Source organism: Algirhabdus cladophorae, from assembly GCF_044772865.1.
GTDB lineage: Bacteria > Pseudomonadota > Alphaproteobacteria > Rhodobacterales > Rhodobacteraceae > Algirhabdus > Algirhabdus cladophorae.
On record NZ_CP173029.1, the window covers coordinates 1,185,765 to 1,208,655 of the forward strand.

Annotated in this window: 16 protein-coding genes; 11 read left to right on the plus strand and 5 right to left on the minus strand. The window is 55.8% G+C overall.

Annotated features, from left to right (window positions below; all coding sequences use genetic code 11):
* Positions 1–57 precede the first annotated feature (57 nt).
* The 4 genes from ACIRQ6_RS05775 (at position 58) to prfB (ending at position 6,340) form a co-directional block, all read left to right on the plus strand.
* A complete protein-coding gene (locus ACIRQ6_RS05775; RefSeq protein ID WP_420863186.1) occupies positions 58–1,206 on the plus strand; it encodes a pyridoxal phosphate-dependent aminotransferase in 1,149 nt (382 codons plus the stop codon).
* Positions 1,207–1,264: 58 nt separating this feature from the next.
* Positions 1,265–2,455: an N-acetylmuramoyl-L-alanine amidase gene (locus ACIRQ6_RS05780; protein ID WP_420863187.1), complete on the plus strand. Its 1,191-nt coding sequence runs from the start codon at positions 1,265–1,267 to the stop codon at positions 2,453–2,455.
* Between the two features lie 121 nt (positions 2,456–2,576).
* Complete coding sequence (locus ACIRQ6_RS05785) at positions 2,577–5,129, plus strand: penicillin-binding protein 1A (RefSeq protein ID WP_420863188.1); 2,553 nt, start codon at positions 2,577–2,579, stop codon at positions 5,127–5,129.
* 83 nt (positions 5,130–5,212) lie between these two features.
* Positions 5,213–6,340 (plus strand): peptide chain release factor 2, encoded by a 1,128-nt coding sequence (gene prfB / locus ACIRQ6_RS05790; protein WP_420863189.1) that lies wholly within the window; start codon positions 5,213–5,215, stop codon positions 6,338–6,340.
* A 73-nt stretch (positions 6,341–6,413) separates the two neighbouring features.
* Here prfB and ACIRQ6_RS05795 read toward each other — a convergent pair whose 3' ends face one another.
* From ACIRQ6_RS05795 to bcp, 4 genes are all read right to left on the minus strand, one after another.
* Positions 6,414–6,920 (minus strand): bactofilin family protein, encoded by a 507-nt coding sequence (locus ACIRQ6_RS05795; RefSeq protein ID WP_420863190.1) that lies wholly within the window; start codon positions 6,918–6,920, stop codon positions 6,414–6,416.
* On the minus strand, positions 6,910–8,178 hold the full coding sequence (locus ACIRQ6_RS05800) for a DUF5930 domain-containing protein (protein WP_420863862.1): 1,269 nt from the start codon (positions 8,176–8,178) through the stop codon (positions 6,910–6,912). The genes ACIRQ6_RS05795 and ACIRQ6_RS05800 overlap by 11 nt, the downstream gene beginning before the upstream one ends.
* A 207-nt stretch (positions 8,179–8,385) precedes the next feature.
* Positions 8,386–9,195 (minus strand): ferritin-like domain-containing protein, encoded by an 810-nt coding sequence (locus ACIRQ6_RS05805; protein WP_420863191.1) that lies wholly within the window; start codon positions 9,193–9,195, stop codon positions 8,386–8,388.
* Positions 9,192–9,653 (minus strand): thioredoxin-dependent thiol peroxidase, encoded by a 462-nt coding sequence (gene bcp, locus ACIRQ6_RS05810; RefSeq protein WP_420863192.1) that lies wholly within the window; start codon positions 9,651–9,653, stop codon positions 9,192–9,194. Before bcp ends, ACIRQ6_RS05805 begins: the two co-directional genes overlap by 4 nt.
* A gap of 113 nt (positions 9,654–9,766) precedes the next feature.
* Between bcp and ACIRQ6_RS05815 the strand changes: the two genes are divergently transcribed.
* The 7 genes from ACIRQ6_RS05815 to uvrA all read left to right on the plus strand — a co-directional run bounded on the left by ACIRQ6_RS05815 (position 9,767) and on the right by uvrA (position 21,915).
* Positions 9,767–13,054 carry an AsmA-like C-terminal region-containing protein gene (locus ACIRQ6_RS05815; RefSeq protein WP_420863193.1) on the plus strand — a complete coding sequence of 1,096 codons (3,288 nt, stop codon included), beginning with the start codon at positions 9,767–9,769 and terminating at the stop codon, positions 13,052–13,054.
* Positions 13,055–13,063: 9 nt separating this feature from the next.
* Positions 13,064–14,119 (plus strand): tRNA preQ1(34) S-adenosylmethionine ribosyltransferase-isomerase QueA, encoded by a 1,056-nt coding sequence (gene queA, locus ACIRQ6_RS05820; protein WP_420863194.1) that lies wholly within the window; start codon positions 13,064–13,066, stop codon positions 14,117–14,119.
* A 90-nt stretch (positions 14,120–14,209) separates the two neighbouring features.
* A complete protein-coding gene (locus ACIRQ6_RS05825) occupies positions 14,210–15,502 on the plus strand; it encodes an MFS transporter (RefSeq protein WP_420863195.1) in 1,293 nt (430 codons plus the stop codon).
* Between the two features lie 124 nt (positions 15,503–15,626).
* Positions 15,627–16,205 carry a DUF924 family protein gene (locus ACIRQ6_RS05830; RefSeq protein WP_420863196.1) on the plus strand — a complete coding sequence of 193 codons (579 nt, stop codon included), beginning with the start codon at positions 15,627–15,629 and terminating at the stop codon, positions 16,203–16,205.
* 140 nt (positions 16,206–16,345) lie between these two features.
* Positions 16,346–17,740, plus strand: coding sequence for a dihydrolipoyl dehydrogenase (lpdA, locus tag ACIRQ6_RS05835; protein WP_420863197.1), 1,395 nt, complete (start codon positions 16,346–16,348; stop codon positions 17,738–17,740).
* A 70-nt stretch (positions 17,741–17,810) separates the two neighbouring features.
* Complete coding sequence (locus ACIRQ6_RS05840; protein ID WP_420863198.1) at positions 17,811–18,983, plus strand: MFS transporter; 1,173 nt, start codon at positions 17,811–17,813, stop codon at positions 18,981–18,983.
* A 73-nt stretch (positions 18,984–19,056) separates the two neighbouring features.
* On the plus strand, positions 19,057–21,915 hold the full coding sequence (uvrA, locus tag ACIRQ6_RS05845; RefSeq protein WP_420863199.1) for an excinuclease ABC subunit UvrA: 2,859 nt from the start codon (positions 19,057–19,059) through the stop codon (positions 21,913–21,915).
* 78 nt (positions 21,916–21,993) lie between these two features.
* On the opposite strand, the gene mmsB is transcribed toward uvrA, so the two are convergent.
* Positions 21,994–22,863, minus strand: a complete 870-nt coding sequence (gene mmsB / locus ACIRQ6_RS05850) for a 3-hydroxyisobutyrate dehydrogenase (RefSeq protein ID WP_420863863.1) — start codon at positions 22,861–22,863, stop codon at positions 21,994–21,996.
* Between the last annotated feature and the right edge of the window lie 28 nt (positions 22,864–22,891).

Genomic DNA, 22,891 nt, shown 5'->3' on the forward strand with positions numbered 1-22,891 from the left:
TGACCTTACCTGTTGTGGCTGCTTTGACGACGTTGGACGTAGAGTATGGAGTTATGAATGCGAAACTCAACCCGTGGCGTGGTCGATCCCTTCATTGTGATGGATGTGATGGAGGCTGCGGCAAAAGCTGAAAGTGCCGGGCGTCACATTATCCATATGGAAGTGGGCCAACCGGGTACGCCTGCGCCGCGCGGGGCGACGGATGCTTTGGCCGCTCAGATGCAAGAGGCGCAATTGGGTTATACGGTGGCCTTGGGCCTGCCTGCGCTGCGCAGCCGGATCGCCCAACTATATAAGGACTGGTACGGTGTTGATCTGGATCCGGCCCGTGTGGTCATCACGCCGGGATCCTCGGGGGCGTTTATTCTGGCGTTTACGGCACTTTTTGATGCGGGCGCTCGTGTAGGTATCGGCGCACCGGGCTATCCCAGCTATCGCCAGATCCTAAAGGCCCTGAATTTGATACCGGTCGAGATTGAGGCAACAGCGGAAAATCGCCTGCAACCCAGTGCGGCACAATTGGACGGCTTGGATTTGGACGGCTTGATGGTGGCAAGCCCTGCGAATCCATCGGGCACGATGCTGGATCTGCCCACTATGACTGGCCTGATGGAGGCCTGTGCTGCGACAAACACGGCCTTTATCAGTGACGAAATTTACCACGGCGTGGAATATGAGGCCAAAGCGGTCACGGCCCTGCAAGTCAGCGACCAGTGCTATGTGATCAATTCGTTTTCCAAGTATTTCAGCATGACCGGATGGCGTGTGGGCTGGATGGTTGTACCGCCCGATCATGTGCGCATTGTTGAACGATTGGCCCAGAACATGTTCATTTGCGCGCCCCATGCGGCACAGGTCACGGCCCTTGCGGCGATGGAATGTGAGGATGAGTTGCAATCGAACATGGCGGTCTACAAAGCGAACCGTCAGCTTATGTTGGATGGCTTGCCCAAGGCAGGCTTTGACAAAATCGCCCCACCCGATGGGGCGTTCTATATCTATGCGGATGTCTCGCAGTATACCGATAACTCGCTGGAATTTTGCGCCCAGATCTTGCAAGAGGCCGGTGTTGCCGTGACCCCCGGTTTGGATTTTGACACCCGGCGTGGCCATCAGACTATTCGGTTCTCTTATGCGCGCAGCACCGAAGATATTCGCGAAGGTTTGGCGCGTTTGACCCGGTTTATGGCCCCCCGGCTGCGTTAAGATTGGCCATGTACAGGCGCAGGTCCTATAGTGGTCGCAACAAAAAAGAGCAGTGCGCATGATCCGGGGTTTGATGGTCGCCGTCTTGGGGCTTTGGATGATATCCGTGGCAGGGACGGCGCAACAGTTGCAAGGTTTGGCGCGGGTTGATCCTGCGCAATCCATGGTCGTGGACGCGGCGGATGGAGGCGTTGAATTGCGGCTGTACCTCAGCCAAGGCGTGCCCTTTCGTACCTTTACAGTCAAAGATCCCCAGCGGTTTATCGTGGAATTTCAGGAGGCGCATTGGGACGGGGTGACACCTGATGCCTTGCTGAACTCTGATCGCATCGCCGCCGTGCGCTTTGGCCGGATGCGTCCGGGGTGGTCGCGTTTGGTGCTGGATTTGACCCAACCTATGGCCGTGGAATTGGCGGACATGCAAATTGATCCCGGCACTGGCACGGCCCTTGTCCGGATCGCGCTTGCGCCGACCTCGCTGGCCGCCTTTGAGGCCACGGCGATTGCGTCGCCACCCCTGCCTGACGCCGTGGAAATGCCTGCTTGGCCAGAATTGCGCGTTGTTTTGGATCCCGGTCATGGGGGCATTGATCCCGGTGCAGCGGCAGACGGTCTGAAAGAGGCTGACCTGATGCTTAGCTTTGCGCGGGAATTGCGGGATGTTTTACGGGCGTTAGATATTGAGGTGACCCTGACACGGACCGAGGATGTTTTTGTCTCGCTCAGGGATCGAATTGCGATCGCCCACAGGGCCGAGGCAGATGTATTTGTGTCGCTGCATGCAGATACAATTGCCGAAGGCAACGCGCGCGGTGCCACGGTTTACACCCTGTCCGAAGAGGCCAGTGATCGTGCCTCGGCAGAATTGGCGGCGCAATTGGATCGGGCGGATTTGTTGGTTGGCGTTGACTTGGCCGGTACCGATGATGCGATTGCGCAAACCTTGATGGAATTGGCGCGTCTTGAGACCGGGCCACGCAGTCAAGCACTGGCTGAGGCTGTTGTTGGTGGATTGAAAAACGGGGTGGGGCGGATCAATTCACGACCGCTGCGGCAAGCGGGGTTTAGCGTATTGCGGGCCCCTGATATTCCGTCAATTTTGCTGGAACTTGGGTTTTTGTCCGACGGGCGCGACTTGTCTGATTTGCGCGATCCGGCATGGCGGGCCAATGCGGCACGGGCCGTGGCCGAGGGCATTCAATTGTGGGCCATGGAAGACGCCGAAACCAAAGCCCTGCTGCGACAATAACTTTGCGTGATCGGCGCTGAAATTGGGCTGAATTCGGCGCATTCCCCCATATTGGTGTTTTGACCCTGTGCGACGGGGCGGGTATAACCCTTGCAAAAGCAGTCAGGCAGGAGCCGTTTAATTGACACGGGTCATTTTTTCCTTTTTCGGGGCGATCTTTAGTTGGGTCACTTTGGCAGCGTTCTTTGGGGCGATCACCATTGGGGCGATCTTTTGGATGTATGGCCGCGACTTGCCCGGCCATGAAAGCCTTGCGCAATACACCCCGCCGACGATCAGCCGGATTTATTCTGGCGAAGGGCGCATCATTGATGAATTTGCCCAAGAACGTCGGCTGTTTGCACCTGCGGATGAAATTCCTGATTTGGTGAAGGCTGCTTTTGTGTCCGCCGAGGACAAGAATTTCTACACCCACCAAGGCTATGACACGCGCGGTATTGCCGCGGCGGCTATTGATGCAGTGCGCTCGCGCGGTGAAGATCTGCGCGGGGCCTCGACCATCACCCAACAGGTGATGAAGAACTTTCTGCTGTCAGGTGACAGATCCGTCGAACGTAAGATCAAGGAATTGATCCTGGCCAGTCGGATTGAAGACACACTGGACAAGGAACAGATCTTGGAACTGTACCTGAATGAGATTTTCCTGGGCCAAAATTCCTACGGTGTGGCCGCAGCGGCCCAGACCTATTTCAACAAACCGCTGGCTGATTTGAACGTCGAAGAGGCGGCTTATCTGGCTGTTCTGCCCAAGGCACCCTCAACGTATCATCCCGTGCGCCGCAAGGAACGCGCTGTGTCGCGGCGCAATTTCGTGCTGCGGGAAATGTATGAAAACGGCTATATCACCCAGCCGCAATACGATGCTGCCAAAGCGGCCCCGCTGATGTCAGTTCAGAATGGCGATTATGAAGGCTTTAAAAAAGCCCTGCCACCGCGCGATTATTTTACCGATGAAATCCGTCGACAATTGTCCCGCGATTTTGGCGAGGATGAATTTTTCACTGGTGGCATGTCCGTACGGGCCACTGTTGATCCAGATTTGCAAGTTGAGGCGGCTGATAGTCTGCGCCGCGCGCTTGAGACCTATGATCGGGGAACGGGCATTTGGCGTGGGACGCGCAAGACCATCGATGCCGACAAACTGGTCGATGAGGCCACATGGCGCGAGGCCTTGTCCGAGGTCGCGATTGCCCGCGACATCCATGTTGAAAATAAATGGCACCCTGCCGTTGTGCTTGAGGTTGGGCAGAACGAGGCCCGATTGGGCATTGAGGGCGTGCCGGAAGACGACGATGGCCACTGGGTGCCTGCCAAAGATGTGCAATGGGCGCGCAAGCGGTTGCCCGATGGCAAATTGGCCAAGCAGGCCCGGGTTGCTGGTGATTTGGTTGATGTGGGCGATGTGGTCCATGTGCGCAAAATGACCGCAGATTCCGATGGCAGCTTTATCCGCTGGACCCTGCGGCAAGTGCCCGAAGTGCAGGGTGGCTTTATGGCGATGGATGTGAACACAGGCCGTGTGCTCGCCATGCAAGGTGGCTTTAGCTACCAAAATTCGGTCTTTAATCGCGCGACCCAAGCACGTCGTCAGCCCGGATCCAGCTTTAAACCCTTTGTTTATGCAGCGGCCCTCGACAGTGGCTACACGCCTGCCACGATTGTGGTTGATGCGCCCATCGAAGTGAACACGCCGCAGGGCCTTTGGACCCCGCGCAACAGCTCGAACAAGTTTTATGGCCCGACGCCCCTGCGCACCGGGATCGAGCAATCGCGCAACCTGATGACGATCCGGCTGGCTCAAGAGGTTGGGATGGACACGATTGCCAACTATGCCGAAGATTTTGGCGTCTACGACAATATGAACCGATTCCTGTCGAACTCTCTGGGGGCCGAGGAAACCACGTTGTTCAAGATGGTTGCAGCCTATGCGATGTTTGCCAACGGTGGCGAACGGGTCGTGCCGACCTTGGTCGACCGTGTTCAAGACCGATTTGGCCGGACGATCTTTCGCCATGACCAGCGCGAGTGCGAGGATTGTCGCCTGGCCAGTCTGGAACCCGGCATGGCGCCTCGGATCAAGTCCAACCGCGAGCGGGTGATGGATCCGATCACGGCCTATCAGCTGACATCGATGATGGAAGGCGTGGTCGATCGCGGCACAGCGCGCAGTTCTGTGAACCTCAGCGTGCCAGTCGCCGGCAAGACAGGCACCACCAATGACGCCAAAGATGTTTGGTTTGTGGGCTTTACCAGCAATATCGTGGCGGGTTGCTACATCGGATACGACAATCCACGGGCGATGGGCAAAGGCGCCTCGGGCGGTGGCATGTGCGGACCAGTGTTCAACCGCTTTATGGAAAAGGCAACGCAGCGATTTGGCGGTGGTGAGTTTATCGTACCAGAAGGCTGCGAGTTCCTTAAAATCGATCGCTTTACCGGGGCGCGTCTGCCTGCGGACGCGGAGGGCGAGTATGTAGTGTCCGAGTGTTTCCGCGAGGGTGAAGAGCCAGTCTTTGGCATTACCTTCGATGGCGGCTTTGCTATGGGCGCGGATTTACCAATGTTTGATGTGCGCCAGTCAGCGGCCAAAGAAGTCACAACGGCCACGGGCAAAAAGGTCAAACTGGCGCCCAAAGCAACCTTTGGAACGCTCTCCTCTGGGGGCCTCTACTAACTTGCACCGCTCTCTTGGGGCTTTTATATCATGTAGACCGCTCTCGATTTTGGGGGCGGTCTTTTCTTGACGGGACCACAGCAATGCGTGCGGAAATTCAGACACTTGTAGATGAGATTGAAAAATCTCTGGACCTGCTGCGCCAGCGCATGGATTTTGAAACGGCCCCGCATCGGTTGGAGGAATTCAACGCGCGAACTGAAGATCCTGATCTTTGGAATGATCCTGAGGCGGCGCAGAAACTGATGCGTGAACGGCAAACCTTGCTGGATAAAATGGAAACGGCGCAGGCCATCGCCCAAGACTTGTCCGACAATGTTGAACTGATCGAATTGGGCGAGATCGAGGATGATGCCGAAGTCATCGCCGAGGCTGAGGCCGCGATCATTGCTTTACAAACCCGTGCTGCCGAAAAGGAACTGGAGGCCCTGCTGGACGGTGAGGCTGACGCCAATGATACTTTCCTCGAGATTAACTCGGGCGCCGGCGGGACCGAATCCTGTGATTGGGCCAACATGCTGGCGCGGATGTATGTGAGATGGGCCGAAAAGAAGGGCTACAAAGTTGAACTGCAGGCCGAGACCGCTGGCGAAGAGGCGGGCATCAAATCTGCAGCCTATAAGATCAGCGGGCATAACGCCTATGGTTGGCTCAAGTCGGAAAACGGTGTGCACCGCCTCGTGCGTATCTCGCCTTTCGACAGTGCTGCCAAGCGACACACCAGTTTCACGGCTGTTAAGGTTTATCCGGTTGTCGACGACAACATCGAGATTGAAGTGAACCCGGCCGACATTCGCATCGATACCTACCGCTCCTCAGGGGCAGGGGGGCAGCACGTGAACACCACGGATTCTGCCGTGCGGATCACCCACGCCCCCACAGGGATCGTTGTGACAAGCTCGGAAAAATCCCAACACCAAAACCGCGATATCGCGATGAAAGCTTTGAAATCGCGGCTTTATCAAATGGAATTGGACAAACGATCTGCATTGGTCAACGAGGTGCATGAAAACGCAGGGGATGCAGGTTGGGGCAACCAGATCCGGTCCTATGTGTTGCAGCCATATCAGATGGTCAAGGATTTGCGCACTTCGTTTGAGACGTCCGATACCAAGGGTGTTTTGGACGGTGATTTGGATGGGCTGATGGCGGCAACACTGGCGATGGAGGTTGCCGGGAAGTCGCGGGCCGAGGCCAACGCCGAGGACTAAAACCCAACACACATGTGTCCAACAAAAAAGGCGCCTATAGAGGCGCCTTTTCCGTATTCGAATAGTGATCGGTTCATTCAGACTTGGATCCCGTTGGCACAGGCTTGCTGCCGCCCTTGGACAATGGATCGTCCTGACGCTGAACAGACCCTTCAAAATGAGCACCGGATTCAATGGCGATTGTTTTGTGAACAATGTCCCCTTCGACCCGTGCAGTCGATGTCAGGCGCACTTTCAACCCGCGCACGCGGCCGATGACATGGCCGTGGACAACAACATCGTCAGCGATGCATTCGCCTTTGATGGTCGCACTTTCGCCGATGGTCAGCAGGTGGGCGCGAATGTCGCCTTCAACCTCACCCTCAACCTGAATGTCGCCAGATGTCTTGACGTTGCCTTTGATGTGCAAGTCTGTCGACAACATCGATGCAGGGGCCTTGGCCTTGGGCGCGCTGGGGCGGAAATCACCGGCGGGCGCTTTGCTGGCCTCTGGCGCTGCGGGTGTCGCAGGGGTTGCAGGTTTGGATGCATCCGCTGGATTGGCGGGCGCAGGATCATTGATTTTGCTTTTAGAAAACATTTTTCGCTGCCTTGATATAGATCATTGGGTTCACAGGTTTACCGCCAACACGGACTTCATAGTGCAGATGGGTGCCGGTGGACCGTCCAGAATTTCCCATATCACCAATTCGCTGCCCACGCGAGACCCTTTGTCCAACTTTAACGCGAAGGCGGGCCAAGTGGGCGTAGCGTGTCTCGATGCCGAACTCATGTTGGATCTTGACCAAACGTCCATAGCCTGAAGACCAGCCGGAATGGATAACAACGCCATCGGCAGTGCTGTAGATTGGTGTGCCGTAAGCGCCAGCAAAGTCAGTGCCATTATGCATCCGGCCCCAGCGCGGGCCAAAGCCCGAGGTGTAGCGAAAGCTGTCTTTGATCGGCAGGGCGAAGGGGGCTTTCTGGGCGGCGATCCGGTAAAGGTTCAAGCGGTCCAGCTTGCTTATAATGCCGTTGGCGCGTTCTGCATCCGGGTCAGGCTCGGACCCACGTGTGGAAAAGGACAGGGGCGTCAGGGGGCCACCTTGGCCGGAATAGCCGCGTTTGACTTGGCGTAGCAGGTTGTCTGTGTTCAGACCGGCTTGGCGGAACATTTTATCCAAAGGTGCGACCGAGACTGTCATGGCCTCTTCAAGTTGTTGGAATATCTCGTTGTTTTTGGCTTCTAAGGCGCGCAGACGGCTGGCAATTTCATCGGCTGCATCCAAAGCCTGGCTGGCGTCGGCGGTGACTTGATCGCGCTCGCGGGCCGTAGAGGTCAGCGCACCGGTCACAAATTCCAGCGTTCTTTCCATGTCGTCGGCTTTGGCCACTTTACGCTGCGAGGCGTCGCCCTCGACTTGGGTTGTCAGCTCAGCCAGCTCGGCTTCTGCCGCGTCGCGTTCTTCTGCAACGGATCGCAGCGTTGCTTGGAAGGCATCCATGCCTTTTTCCAACTCACGGCGGCGTTCTTCAGACGCCAGTAATTGCGTTTGCATCACTGAAATTTGGTCCAGCGCTGCGGTAAAGCGTTCTTGGGCGGCAAGCGCCTCGGATGCGCGGGAATCGCGTTCAACAGCGAGGGCGTTCAAACGGCCTTGATAGGTTTGCTGTTCGCGCTTGGCTTGTTCACGAAAATTACCGGCGCCGATGCTGTCCATCAACAAAATGGCCGTGGCCACAATCGTCCAGCTGACCAGCAATGCACTACCAGACCACGCCACCAACTGGGTCAGCGGTTTGAGACGGATAAAACGTGTTTCCGTTTCAGATCGTAAAAACAGCCGTTTTTCGGGCATAACCCGTTCTAGGCTATGGTTGATACGATTGACCAAATTTCCTGCCACGATACCTGTCCTATCCCCAATCAAACCTGCGCGCAGCCCATCCCCAAAGACTGCCCCCAAGTGCTTATCCAGTAGACACCCGTTTGCCAAGATTATTGAAGTATTTGAAGCGCCTGTGAGGTATTCTTGCAATATTGGGCAGGAACTCGCCGAAACGGGTCAGCGTTGGTCGGCAAGGGGCCAATAGAAGTCTGGTGGGATGCCAGCTTCGGCGCGTTTTTCTTCGTTAAACGGGGGCTTCAAACCGCCGTGAAAGTAAGTTTTGACCAGTTTATGAAATAGCGGCGTTGGGTCCAGATTGTCGCGGCCACATAAGAAATGAAACCATTTTGAACCGTAGGCCACGTGGTGAACTTCCTCGGCATAGATCACATTCATGGCCTCTACGGCCTGTGTGTCCTTAGCGTTTTGGAAGATTTTGATCATGCCTGGTGTGACGTCCAATCCGCGCGCTTCCAAGACCATAGGCACCACTGCAAGACGCCCCATGAAATCGTCTATCGTGTCTTCGGCGGCACGCCACATTCCGGCATGCGCTGGCATCGCCCCATAGAAACTTCCCGTGTTTTCAAGGCAGTCACTGATGAGGTTAAAGTGTTTACTCTCTTCATCTGCGGCTTTGACCCAGTCGTCGTGAAAGCCAATAGGCAGATCCAGATGTCCAAATCGCGCCAATAGATCCCAATGTAGATCGACCGCGTTCAATTCAATATGGGCCACCGCATGGAGGATCGCTGTGCGCCCTTCTGGGGTGCCGGGTTTGCGTTTGGGCACGTCGCGCGGGTCCAGTAACTGCGGCTGGTCCGGGCGGGCCGGACGCAGCGGTGGCGCGCCCTTGCCAATATCAGGTACTGCGCCCTCTGCCCGGGCGGCCTGCCATTGGCTGGCATATCGGCGCGACAGGGCAGTTTTCTCGCGCCCATCTGCGGTGTTGAGCACATCGCAGGCCATTTCGGTCAGGGATTTCATAGGCCCTGCACCGCCTCCAGAACCGCCTCGGCATGACCGGGGACTTTCACTTTGCGCCAAATCTGGGCAACTTTGCCATCCGGGCCGATCAAATACGTCGCCCGTTCGATCCCCATATACTTTTTGCCGTACATGTTCTTTTCGACCCAAACTCCGTAATCCTCACAAATCGTGGTGGCCTCGTCCGAGACCAAAACCACGTCCAACGCGTGCTTAGCGCGGAATTTATCGTGTTTGGCAACAGTGTCTTTGGACACGCCCAAGACGGTACAATTGGCCGCCTCGAAGTCAGCAATCATGGCGGTGAATGCGATGGCTTCTTTGGTGCAGCCGGGTGTGTCGTCCTTGGGATAGAAATAAAGGACAACAGATCGTGGTGGCAGGTCAGACAGGGTTATGGACCCTGCGTCATTGGTGGGGGCTGTGAAATCCGGGGCAGTATCGCCAATGGCAAGCATGACATCATCCTGTTTTAAACAATTGGTGACTTTTGTTTTAGGGCCAAAGTTGCGAAGATAAAGCCGATACCGCACAGATGATGGCACGCAGCTGCCCGAGACACACAGCACCTATGACCACGCCCAGCGATCCGCCCCCTCAAACCCAGCCGCCTGCGCCCAAGCGCGCGCGGCGCAAGTGGCTGTGGGCGCTGCTGATGATTATAGTGGGGCTACCCGCAGTTTTGGCCGTGGCCGGCTATACGATGCTGGGCCGTGAAATGCAGGCACCGGACTGGGTTTTGGTGCGTCTGGAGGACCGTGCATCGGCGATGATCCCGCAAGGTCAGTTGAAAATGGACGACGTACGATTGGTTGTCGAGCCGGATCTGAGCGCCACAGTGCGATTGCGAAACGTGGGCCTGAGCGATGGCACTGGCAAGGTTTTGGCCGAAGTGGGCGAGGTTTCGGCCAGCCTTAGTCGTAGTGCCGCCCTGCGCGGCGAGCTTGAAGTGGCCCGCGTAGATCTGTCCGGGCTTTTGGTCAGTCTTTTGCGCAATGCGGATGGAACATTGGATGTTTCGTTAGGGGATGGGCAAAATGCGTTGGGGGACAATGCCAGTCTGGCGCAGATCCTGACCCAAATTGACCTCTTTTTTGCCCGCCCCGAATTGGCGCGCCTTGAGGCTTTTGTCGCGGACAGCGTCAGCCTGAGCTACACAGATGTTCAATCGCGCCGCAACTGGCTGGCGGATGGCGGGCGAATGGAACTTAGCCGTTCAGCGGATGCCATGCGGCTGCGCACAGACTTTGCAGTTTTGGCCGGGGGCGCATCAATTGCCACGGTCGAGGCTAGTTTTGACAGCCCCGATGGGCGGACCGGCGGATCCGTTGGATTTACCATCACTGATATGCCTGCCGCTGACATCGCAGTGCAATCGCCTGCGCTGTCGTGGCTATCGGTGCTGGACGCGCCCATTTCTGGTGCCATGCGATTTGATCTGACCGATGATGGCACCTTGGGGCCACTGTTTGGCAAGCTGGAGATCGGCGAGGGGGCTTTGGCCCCTCGGGATGCCGTGCGGCCGATCCCATTTTCATCAGCGCGCACCTATTTCACCTATAATCCGGTCAAACAGCAGCTGCGGTTCGATGAAGTGCGTGTGGCCAGCGATACTGTGTCGGCTGTGGCCTCGGGACAGGCCTATTTGCGAGATGTGGCGCGGGGCGTTCCAACAACTCTGTTGGGGCAGTTTCAGTTTAGTGAATTGTCCGCCAACCCGGAAAATCTTTATTCGGAGCCACTGGAATTGGGACCGGCTGCATTGGACATGCGTTTGGGGCTTGCACCGTTTCGTGTGGATGTGGGGCAATTTACCCTGCGACCCAATGGGGCGCCTGTTGTTTTGTCCGGCGATGTTGAGGCCACTGACGCAGGCTGGAACATGGCCGTTGATGCGCAGATTGGCGAAAGCTCGGTCGCCCAGATCCTGACCGCATGGCCGCAAACACTGGGGGCCAAAACCCGCGACTGGGTGGTCGAAAATGTCAAGGAAGGCACGATTACTGACGGCACAGCGGCGCTGCGCTTGCGCGGCGAGGCCTCTCCCAACGCAGCCCTGTCGTTTTCCTTTGAGCAGGCCAAGGTTCAGATCATCAAGACCCTGCCGCCTTTGGTGGATGCGGCCGGATATCTCAGCATTATCGATAACAGCCTGAGCATTGTTGCCCAAAAGGCTGTGGTGGATGCACCCCAAGGGGGGCGGATCGATTTCAGCGGATCTAGTTTCATTATCCCCAAAATGGGCGGGAAAAACCCGCAGGTCGAGGTTGCTCTCAACACTGACAGCACAGTGACAAGTGTGTTGTCTTTTCTGGATTTGCCGCCGTTCAATGTGATGTCCAAGGCCAAACAGCCCGTCAATCTGGTTGATGGGCGCGTCAGCGGACGCACCACCCTTGGATTTGCGTTGCAACAAAAGCTGACCTTGGCCGATATCGATCTGTCTGTGGCGGGTGTGGCCACTGGGGTGCGCAGCGATACCTTGGTCAAAGACCGCGTTCTAAGCTCGGATCGGCTAGAGGTCGCAGTGGATAACGAAGGTCTTGCACTGACGGGGCCTGTGATGTTTGGCCAAGTCCCTGCAAGCGGGACCTGGCGTCAGCCGTTCGGGTCAGGTGCGGCCAGCCAAGGCAGCCGCGTTACCGCCGAAGTTGCCCTGTCCAACGCGTTTTTGAGCGAGTTTAACGTGGCGTTGCCGCCGGGTACGATCAAGGGTCGTGCCACAGCGGATCTTGATTTAGTGTTGCGGCCTAATCAGCCTGCGTCCTTTGATCTGCGCTCGGATATGCGCGGAGCCACTGTGTCTTTGCAGGATTTAGGCTGGATCAAACCGGCCAATGGGCGTGGATCCCTCAGACTGTCGGGGCAATTGGGCACGCCGCCCAAAATTGACCGCTTTGAATTGGACAGCGCTGGCCTCAGCGTGGCGGGTAGTTTTGAACTGAATGCGGGCGGCACTTTAAAACGCGCAGTCTTTTCCAACGTCCGTGTGGGGCAATGGCTGAATGCGCCAGTGACACTTACAGGACGGGGCCGCGATGTCCCTCCGGCGATTGCGGTCTTAGGGGGCACGGCGGATCTTTCGAAAACTGAATTTGGCCGTGGCGGCGGTAGCGGGCAGGGTGGTCCAATCGATCTAAGGTTGGATAGCTTGCGTATTTCCCAAGGGATCCGCCTGACTGATTTTCGCGGCAATTTCCAAACCCAAGGTGCGTTTAATGGCGCGTTTACGGGATCGGTCAACGGCAGAGGCCCGATTACTGGGGCCTTGGCGCCGGGGCGCAACGGAACGGCCATTCGCATCCAGTCGGAAGACGCGGGAAAACTGTTGCGTGCCGCGGGCCTCTTGCGCAATGCCCGCGGCGGACAGTTTGATTTGACGCTTCAGCCCACAGGGGCCCAAGGCACCTATGATGGCACGCTCAAAGTGGTCGAAACGCGGATCCAAGACGCGCCGTCTTTGGCGCAGATCCTTAGTGCTGTCAGCATCATTGGCTTGCTGGATCAGATGGCCTCGTCCGGAATTCTGTTTGGCGAAGTCGACGCCAAGTTTCGATTGACCCCGAACCAAGTTATTTTGGCTCAAAGCAGTGCCACAGGCCCGTCCATGGGGATTTCGATGGACGGGATTTATAATCTGGTGAATGGGGCGATGGATATGCAAGGCGTCCTGTCGCCGATCTATGCGGTGAACGGGATTGGACAGATTTTTACCCGCAAAGGCGAGGGTTTGATTGGGTTCAACTTCAATTTGGGTGGCACGGCAGAAGACCCGCAGGTACAGGTCAACCCGCTGTCGATTCTGACCCCGGGCATGTTTCGCGAGATCTTTCGGCGGGCGCCCCCAAAGCTACAATAGGCCAAGCTGATGAAACTTTCGCAATTCGACTTTGATCTGCCAGACGGATTAATTGCCACGCGGCCTGCCAAACCCCGCAGTTCCGCACGGCTATTGCTGGCTCAAGACGGCCAGATCGCCGACAAAGTGGTGACGGATCTGGTGGATATCTTGCGCGCTGGCGATCGATTGGTTCTCAATGACACACGCGTGATCCCTGCACGGCTGACAGGCCAGCGCTGGCGCGATAGCGCGCAGGGCCGCGTGTCCTCCAAGATCGAAGTGACGTTGCTTCAACCTTCAGCAAACGGCGGGTGGATGGGTTTGGTCAAGCCCCTGCGCAAGGTCAACGTAGGCGAACGGATTGATTTCGCACCGAACCTTTGGGCGACAGTTTCAGACAAGATTGAAGGCCAAGCGGAATTGAAATTCAACTTGCACGGCGATGCATTTGAGATGGCCTTGGCCCAATCCGGTGCGATGCCCTTGCCGCCCTATATCGAAGCGCTGCGCAAGGCCGACGCCCAAGATGCGCAGGATTATCAAACGGTTTGGGCCGACAAAACCGGAGCCGTTGCTGCCCCCACGGCCTCGCTACATTTTGATCAAGCTTTGCTGGATGCTTTGACGGCCAAGGGCGTGACATTTTCTTACGTCACTCTGCATGTGGGTGCGGGCACGTTTCTGCCGGTGAAAACCGATGATGTGTCCGATCACAAAATGCACGCGGAATGGGGATGCGTCACTGATGTGGCCGCCGCCGAGATTGCAGCGACCAAGGCCGCAGGTGGCCGCATCATTCCTGTAGGCACCACTGCCCTGCGATTGATCGAGACCGCAGCACGCCAAACAAAACAAATTGCCCCTTGGGAGGGCGAGACGGATATTTTCATCACGCCGGGGTTCACGTTCAATGTGGCCGACGGGTTGATGACCAATTTTCATCTGCCCAAATCCACCTTGATGATGCTGGTCAGCGCATTTTTGGGGATGGAGCCCATCCGGCAAATTTACGCCCATGCTGTTCACGAAAAATACAGGTTCTTTTCGTATGGCGATGCATCCTTACTGTTTCCACAACGATAGAACCGACATTCCTAAGTCGCCTCTGACCTAGACCAACCCTGTCGCACCAGATAGCCCATCCTCAAACGCCACCTAGAAAGGGACCGGCCAATGTTAGACGTTTTGCGCAGCTCTTGGGCCCTGTTGTTGGGCATGATGCTTTTAATGGTGGGCAATGGTTTGCAGGGGTCTTTGCTGGGGGTGCGCGCGGAATCCGTGGGCTTTAGCACTTTGGAAATTTCCATTGTGATGTCGGCCTATTTTGTGGGCTTTTTGGGTGGTTCACGTCTGACCCCGGAATTGATCCGCCGTGTGGGCCACGTGCGGGTCTTTGCGGCGCTTGCTAGCTTTATCTCTGCGGTGTTGATCCTTTATCCGGCCCTGCCATATCTGGCGTCTTGGACCATTGGCCGCGTGATCATCGGATTTGCGTTTTCGGGCGTTTATGTGACGGCGGAAAGCTGGTTGAACAACTCTGTGACCAATGAAAAACGCGGACAAGCCCTGTCGCTTTACATGATTGTGCAGATGTTTGGGATTGTGATGGCTCAGGGTCTTTTGGTCTTGCCGGATTCTACGGGTTTTTTGCTGTTTGTGATCCCGTCGGTTTTGGTATCGATCAGTTTTGCGCCGATTTTGTTGTCGATCACCCCAACACCGGCCTTTGACACGGCCAAGCCCATGACCTTGCGCAAGATCATGGAAACCTCGCCATTGGGCTGCGTTGGAATGTTCTTGTTGGGCGGTGTTTTTGCCGCGCAATTTGGCATGGCTGCGGTGTTTGGCAATCTTGTAGGGCTCAGCCTTGGGGAGATTTCGATCTTTGTCTCGGCGATTTATATTGGGGCCCTTGTGCTGCAATATCCCATCGGTTGGATCTCGGACCGCATGGATCGCCGCGTCTTGATCTTTGCTGTGGCGGCCGTTGGCGGGGCGGCTGCGATTTTGGGTTATCTGGCCTCGGGCAATTTCGAGCTATTGCTGGTGGCGGGTTTCATTATTGGCGGCACATCGAACCCGCTTTATTCGTTGTTGATTGCCTATACCAACGACTTTCTGGAACACGAAGATATGGCTGCAGCCAGTGGCGGGCTGATCTTTATCAACGGTTTGGGGGCGATCGTCGGTCCCGTTGTGACAGGGTGGATTATGGGTGTCATTGGTCCCAAAGGGTTCTTCTTTTACATCTTTGTGCTGATGGCGGGGCTGGCGATTTATGCAGCCTACCGGATGACCCAGCGCGTGGTCAGCGTCAGTGTTGATGACATGACGTCCTATGCGGCCATTTCGCCTGCGGCATCCCCAATCGCTGTGGAAGTTGCCCAAGAGGTCTATATTGAGACGGCCCTAGAGGACGAAGCACTGGCAGAAGAAGAGGCTGAACGCGAGAACACGGGCCTGTAACATCACACGGACCTGTAACATATTGACATGGCATGTGTTAACCCTGTCGGATTTCCCCCTTGTTTTGAATTAACACTTCTGTAACGTTTTTATAACAGCAACTGTGATGCGGTGAGATTACGCCATGACCACACCTGACGACGTTTTGAAGTTCTGGTTGGATGATTTAACGCCCAAGGACTGGTATTCTGGGGAAGCACATCTGGACCAAGCGATCCGAGATCAGTTTGAGGCGGCATGGCAAAGCGCCTGCGAAGGCACCTTTGGTTTGTGGCTCACTCACCCTACAGGAACTTTGGCCTACATCATCCTGATGGACCAATTTCCGCGCAATATGTTCCGAGGGCAGGGCAAAGCTTTTGCCAGTGACAAGCACGCCCGCGCGGCAGCCAAAGTCGCCATCCATCGCGGTTGGGATATGAAAATTGATGCACCTGCGCGACAGTTCTTTTACATGCCCTTGATGCACAGCGAGAACCTTTGTGATCAAGATCGCGCTGTGCGTCTGTTTTTGACCCGTATGCCCGACAAGGGCGGGCAGCATTTGCTACATGCGCAAGCCCATCGCGAAATCATCCGGCGCTTTGGCCGGTTCCCTTACCGCAACGAGGCTCTGTGCCGCGAAACCACTGCTCCAGAGGTGGCCTTTATCACTGAAGGTGGTTATGGCGCACAGGTTAAAGCGTTGCAGGTCCCAGCCTAGCTGCATTCTTACCTTCTTTCGTGTGAAATCGGCGCGCTTTGCGTGAAATCCGACCCGCGTCACTTTGCGCAGGTGAAAACCATGCTTGAGTATGTCAAATAATAGTTTAATATCAAACTACTTTTTTGAGGATGTTCAATATGGCTGCTAAATCGTTCGATATGATCGTAATTGGGGCAGGCCCGGGGGGCTATGTTGCCGCTATTCGTGGGGCCCAGTTAGGGTTGAACGTGGCCATTATCGAACGCGAACATATGGGTGGCATCTGCCTGAACTGGGGCTGTATCCCCACAAAAGCGATGTTGCGCAGTTCCGAAGTGTTCCACCTGATGCACCGCGCCAAGGAATTTGGTCTGAAAGCAGATGGAATTGGCTATGATCTGGACGCCGTGGTCAAACGCTCGCGCACAGTTGCGGGGCAATTGTCTGGTGGCGTCTCTCATTTGATGAAGAAGAACAAAGTTACGACCTTTATGGGCGAAGCCACGCTGCCCTCCAAAGGCAAGGTCAGTGTGAAGACCGACAAAGGCACTCAAGAGCTGACATCGAAAAACATCATCCTTGCCACTGGCGCGCGGGCCCGCGAATTGCCCGGTCTTGAGGGCGATGGCGATCTGGTTTGGACCTACAAAACCGCGCTGACCCCGCCACGTATGCCCAAAAAGCTGTTGGTGATTGGATCCGGCGCCATCGGGATCGAATTTGCCAGCTTCTATAATACGCTGGGCGCGGACACGACTGTGGTCGAAGTGATGGACCGCGTCTTGCCTGTAGAAGACGAGGAAATCAGCAAATTCGCCAAGAAATCCTTTGAAAAGCAAGGCATGAAGATCATGGAGAAATCCATGGTCAAACAGTTGGACCGCGGCAAAGGCAAAGTCACCGCCCATATCGAGGCTGGCGGCAAAGTCACGAAACAAGAGTTTGACACAGTCATCTCGGCCGTTGGGATCGTCGGCAATGTAGAAAACCTCGGGTTGGAAGCTTTGGGCGTGAAAATCGATCGGACCCACGTGGTCACAGACGAATACTGCCGCACTGGCGTAGACGGACTTTATGCCATTGGTGATATTGCTGGCGCTCCGTGGCTTGCCCACAAGGCCAGCCACGAAGGCGTCATGGTCGCTGAATTGGTGGCCGGTAAAAAGGCCCATCCGGTCAAGCCTGAAACCATTGCGGGCTGCACCTATTGTCATCCCCAAGTGGCCAGCGTCGGCTTTACCGAGGCCAAAGCGAAAGAGCTGGGCTATAAGATCAAAGTCGGGCGTTTCCCATTTATCGGCAACGGCAAGGCCATAGCTTTGGGCGAGCCTGAGGGCCTGATCAAAACCATCTTTGATGAAAAAACCGGTGAGTTGCTCGGTGCGCATATGATTGGCGCAGAAGTCACGGAATTGATCCAAGGTTATGTGGTGGGCCGTCAGTTGGAAACCACGGAACAAGACCTGATGGAAACTGTTTTCCCGCATCCGACCTTGTCGGAAATGATGCATGAAAGCGTGCTGGATGCCTATGACCGCGTCATCCACATGTAATCACTGATTGTAGCTTTCCAGCTTTCGGCCTAATCCTGCTCCTGCGTGCACCTCGTACGCGGGAGCTTTCGTGTCTGCCCTGCCAAAATATCCTATTGCTGTCATTTTGCTGATCTGGTTGGCCGGATTGGGGGCTGCTGCGCAGTTTGGCAAACTGGCCGTGGCCTTTGGAGCCTTGCGTCAGATCTATGATGTCTCGGAGGTTTGGCTGGGCTTTTTGATGTCTTCGGTCGGCGTAGTTGGTCTGGTTTTTGGCGTTGTAGGCGGCGTCATAGTTGACCGGATCGGCCTGCGAAAAATGCTATTGTTAGGCCTATTGGTCAGCGGTTTTATCTCTCTTTTACAATCGCTTATGCCTGTGTACCCCGTGCTGTTAGCCAGTCGTTTTGTTGAAGGGATCGCGCATTTGGTCATCGTGGTCGCGGCCCCGGTGCTGGTGGCGCAATACGCCTCAGATAGATTAAGGCCTGCTTTTATGACGCTTTGGGGTGCGTTTTTTGGTGTGTCCTACGCAGTAATTGCGGTGATCGCTGGACCGGTGATCGCGCGGTTCGGCGTCGGGGGGCTGATCTTTGGGCACGGCATCTACATGCTGATTCTTGCGTTGATTTTGCTGGCCGTTTTACCGACCGCCCCGCGCCAACGTGACCAGCCACCGCGTCTGTCGATCAAAGACTGGGTCACGGTGCACGTTCAAATCTACCGCTCGCCTTGGCTGTCTGCCGCTGCATTGGGGTTTGTGTGGTACACGATGATGTATATCGCGCTTTTGGCATATTTGCCGGATTTTATGACGCCCAAAGAAGCTGCGGTTGCCTCGGGGTTGATGCCTCTTTTGTCGATTGTTGTCTCGCTGACCCTTGGTGTTTGGATGCTCAGCCGGATGGGGGGCGTTCGCGTGGTCATTTGGGGCTTTGCGTTGATGGGGGTTGCGGGGTTTTTGGTGCTGGTGGCCCCGGCCAGCTTGTTTTGGGCGGCGTTGGTCATAACCGGGATCTCGGGAATTATTCCGTCAGGCAGCTTTTCCAGCTTGTCGGAACTTAACACCAGTGAAACGGATCGGGCCTATGCTATGGGCGCTATGGCGCAAATGGGCAATGTGGGCACGACCTGCGGTGCACCGCTGTTGGCGGCACTCCTTGTGACGCGCAACCCGACCGCTTTTGCGATTTTCATCGCCCTGTGTTCGGCCATTGGGATTTGTGTGGTGGCATGGCTTAGGATCCGTCGCTCACGTTCTTGAAATGTTCTGCATTTACAGTTGGAGACTCGTCTTTGATGACCTATCTGTTACCCAAGTATGAATGGGGGGCGGGATGCCTGAGCTGAAGAACATCGAAGTGCGCGGCGCGCGCGAGCATAATCTCAAGTCTATCGACGTGGATATTCCCCGCGATCAGCTGGTTGTTATCACCGGCCTGTCGGGCTCGGGCAAATCCAGTCTGGCCTTTGATACGATCTATGCGGAAGGCCAGCGGCGCTATGTAGAAAGCCTAAGCGCGTATGCGCGCCAATTCCTTGATATGATGCAGAAACCTGACGTGGATCATATTTCAGGCCTATCGCCAGCGATTTCGATTGAACAGAAAACAACGTCGAAAAATCCGCGCTCGACCGTGGGCACAGTGACCGAGATTTACGACTATATGCGCCTGTTGTTTGCGCGTGTCGGTACACCCTATTCGCCCGCCACAGGCCTGCCGATTGAGGCGCAACAGGTCCAAGACATGGTCGACACGGTCATGCAGATGGAGGAGGGGACGCGCGGATACCTGCTGGCCCCGATCGTGCGCGACCGTAAAGGCGAATACCGCAAAGAGTTTTTGGAACTGCGCAAGCAAGGCTTTCAGCGCGTCAAAGTAGACGGCGAATTTTACGAATTGGACGAACCGCCCACCTTGGACAAGAAATTCCGCCACGACATTGATGTGGTCGTTGACCGGATTGTGGTGCGTGAGGGTCTGGAGACGCGGCTGGCGGACAGTTTGCGCACGGCCTTGGATTTGGCTGATGGGATTGCGATCTTAGAGACAGCCCCCACCGAAGGCGACCCCGAGCGCAAGACGTTTTCCGAGAAATTTGCCTGCCCTGTCAGTGGGTTCACCATTCCCGAAATCGAGCCGCGCTTGTTCTCGTTCAACGCGCCGTTTGGGGCCTGTCCGTCCTGCGACGGTCTGGGAATGGAGCTGTTTTTCGACGAACGGCTGGTGGTGCCGGACCAAACCTTGAAGCTGTATGACGGTGCTTTGGCGCCATGGCGCAAAGGCAAATCTCCGTATTTCTTGCAGACGATAGAGGCCATCGCCAAGCATTACGAGTTTGACAAGAACACGCCGTGGAACAAACTGCCGCCCCATGTGCATCAGGTGTTTTTGTACGGCTCGGGCGATGATGAGATCCCGTTCCGCTATGACGAAGGTGGCCGTGTTTACCAAGTGACGCGGACATTTGAGGGCGTCATTCCAAATATGGAACGCCGTTATCGCGAGACCGACAGCAATTGGATCCGTGAAGAGTTTGAGCGCTATCAGAACAACCGATCCTGCGGAGATTGTGGCGGATATCGCCTGCGCCCTGAAGCGCTGGCCGTGAAAATCGCTGATCTGCATGTGGGCCAAGTGGTGCAAATGTCGATCCGCGAGGCTTATGACTGGTGCGAGAAAGTGCCTGCTAGCCTGACATCTCAAAAGAACGAAATTGCCCGGGCTATTTTGAAGGAAATTCGTGAACGCCTTGGCTTTTTGAACAATGTGGGGTTGGAGTATTTGACCTTGTCGCGCAACGCGGGGACGCTGTCTGGTGGGGAAAGTCAGCGTATTCGATTGGCGTCGCAGATCGGCTCGGGCCTGACGGGGGTTTTGTATGTTTTGGACGAGCCATCAATTGGGTTGCATCAGCGCGACAATGATAGGCTGTTGACAACATTGAAAAATTTGCGCGATCAGGGGAATACCGTGATTGTGGTCGAACATGATGAAGAGGCCATTCGCGAGGCTGATTATGTGTTTGATATTGGCCCAGGCGCAGGGGTGCACGGCGGTCAAGTCGTGGCCAAAGGCACGCCAGCCGAAATTGCGGGCAACGAAGATAGCGTCACTGGTCAGTTCCTGACCGGCAAGCGCGAGATTGCGGTGCCCAAAACCCGTCGTAAGGGCAACAAAAAGAAGATCAGCGTTAAGAAGGCCAGCGGAAACAACCTGCAAAACATCTCGGTCGATTTTCCACTGGGTAAGTTTGTTTGTGTGACCGGTGTGTCTGGTGGGGGTAAGTCGACTCTGACCATTGAGACGCTTTTCAAGACTGCCTCGATGCGGTTAAACGGTGCGCGGCAGACGCCAGCGCCTTGTGAGACGATCAAGGGGTTGGAACATTTGGATAAGGTCATTGATATTGATCAACGGCCTATTGGGCGCACACCGCGTTCGAACCCTGCAACCTATACTGGGGCGTTCACTCCGATCCGCGATTGGTTTGCGGGTCTGCCTGAGGCCAAAGCGCGGGGTTACAAACCCGGGCGGTTTTCGTTCAACGTCAAAGGCGGGCGCTGTGAGGCCTGTCAGGGCGATGGTGTGATCAAGATCGAGATGCACTTCCTGCCCGATGTCTATGTGGAATGTGAGACCTGCAAGGGCGCGCGCTATAATCGTGAGACTTTAGAGATAAAATTCAAAGGCAAATCGATCGCCGATGTGCTGGATATGACCGTTGAGGACGCGCAGGACTTTTTTAAAGCAGTGCCGTCTATTCGCGAGAAGATGGATGCGCTGATGCGGGTGGGGCTTGGCTATATCAAGGTTGGTCAACAGGCCACGACCTTGTCTGGGGGCGAGGCTCAGCGCGTGAAGCTGTCGAAGGAATTGGCCAAGCGATCCACGGGGCGCACGCTTTATATTCTAGATGAGCCGACGACGGGTCTGCACTTTGAAGATGTGCGTAAGCTTTTGGAAGTGCTGCATGAATTGGTTGAGGGCGGCAACACAGTGATTGTGATCGAGCACAATCTGGATGTGGTGAAGACCGCTGATCATATCATTGATATTGGGCCTGAAGGTGGGGATGGCGGGGGCACTGTTGTGGCCACGGGCACGCCGGAAAAAGTGGCCGAGGTTGAGGGATCTTATACAGGGCACTACCTCAAGCCGATGTTGAACCCAAGACGGATCGCGGCCGAATAAGGTATTGCGCCCCCTGCGGGGGCGCGGTGGGGCCGATGCTATCGCATCGGCCATTTGAGTATTTTTGGAAAAAAGAAGCTAAGGTCGTTTGCGTTTTTCGAAGCGAGGTAGCATGGCGGAAAAGTCTTTGCCTGCGCCGTCTTCATTTTCAACGAAGGTTTCATAGAGATCCGTTGCAGCTTGGCCTAGGGGAGTGTCGGCGTCAGCGGCGTGGGCCGCTTGTTGGCTGAGGCGCAGGTCCTTGAGCATCAGATCAGCAGCAAACCCGGGGGTGTACTCATTGTCGGCAGGGCTGGTGGGACCAATGCCCGGGGCAGGGCAGTAGGCGTTCATGGACCATGAATAGCCCGAAGAGGTACTAACCACATCAAACATTGCTTGGCGGTCGAGGCCCAATTTGTCGGCGAGAGCGAAGGCTTCGCAGGTGCCAATCATTGTAATTCCAAGGATCATATTGTTGCAGATTTTTGCGGCTTGGCCATTGCCGGAAGGGCCGCAATGCACTGATTTCTGGCCCATGATTTCAAACAAAGGCATAGCGATTTCATACGCCTTGTCCGAGCCGCCCACCATGAATGTAAGCGTGCCGGCGCTGGCCCCTCCAATCCCGCCGGAAACAGGTGCATCAAGGGCCAAACACCCGGCGTCTACGGCTTGCTGGGCCACATTGCGGGCTGTTTCAACATCCACGGTAGAGCAATCCAACAACACCGCGCCTTTGGGCATCTGGGGCACAATTTGATCTGCGACGGCCTGTAAGATCGCGCCATTTGGCAGCATTGTGATCACGACATCAGCGTCTTTTGCAGCGTCCGCAGCATTGGCGGCCAAGGCCACGCCATGTGGCGCTGCGATGGTGTCAAAACCGGTCACAAAGTGGCCAGCTGCCATGAGGTTTTGGGCCATGGGGGCCCCCATATTCCCCAATCCAATGAAGCCGATTTTCATCTTATTATCCTTTTTAAACAATGTGATG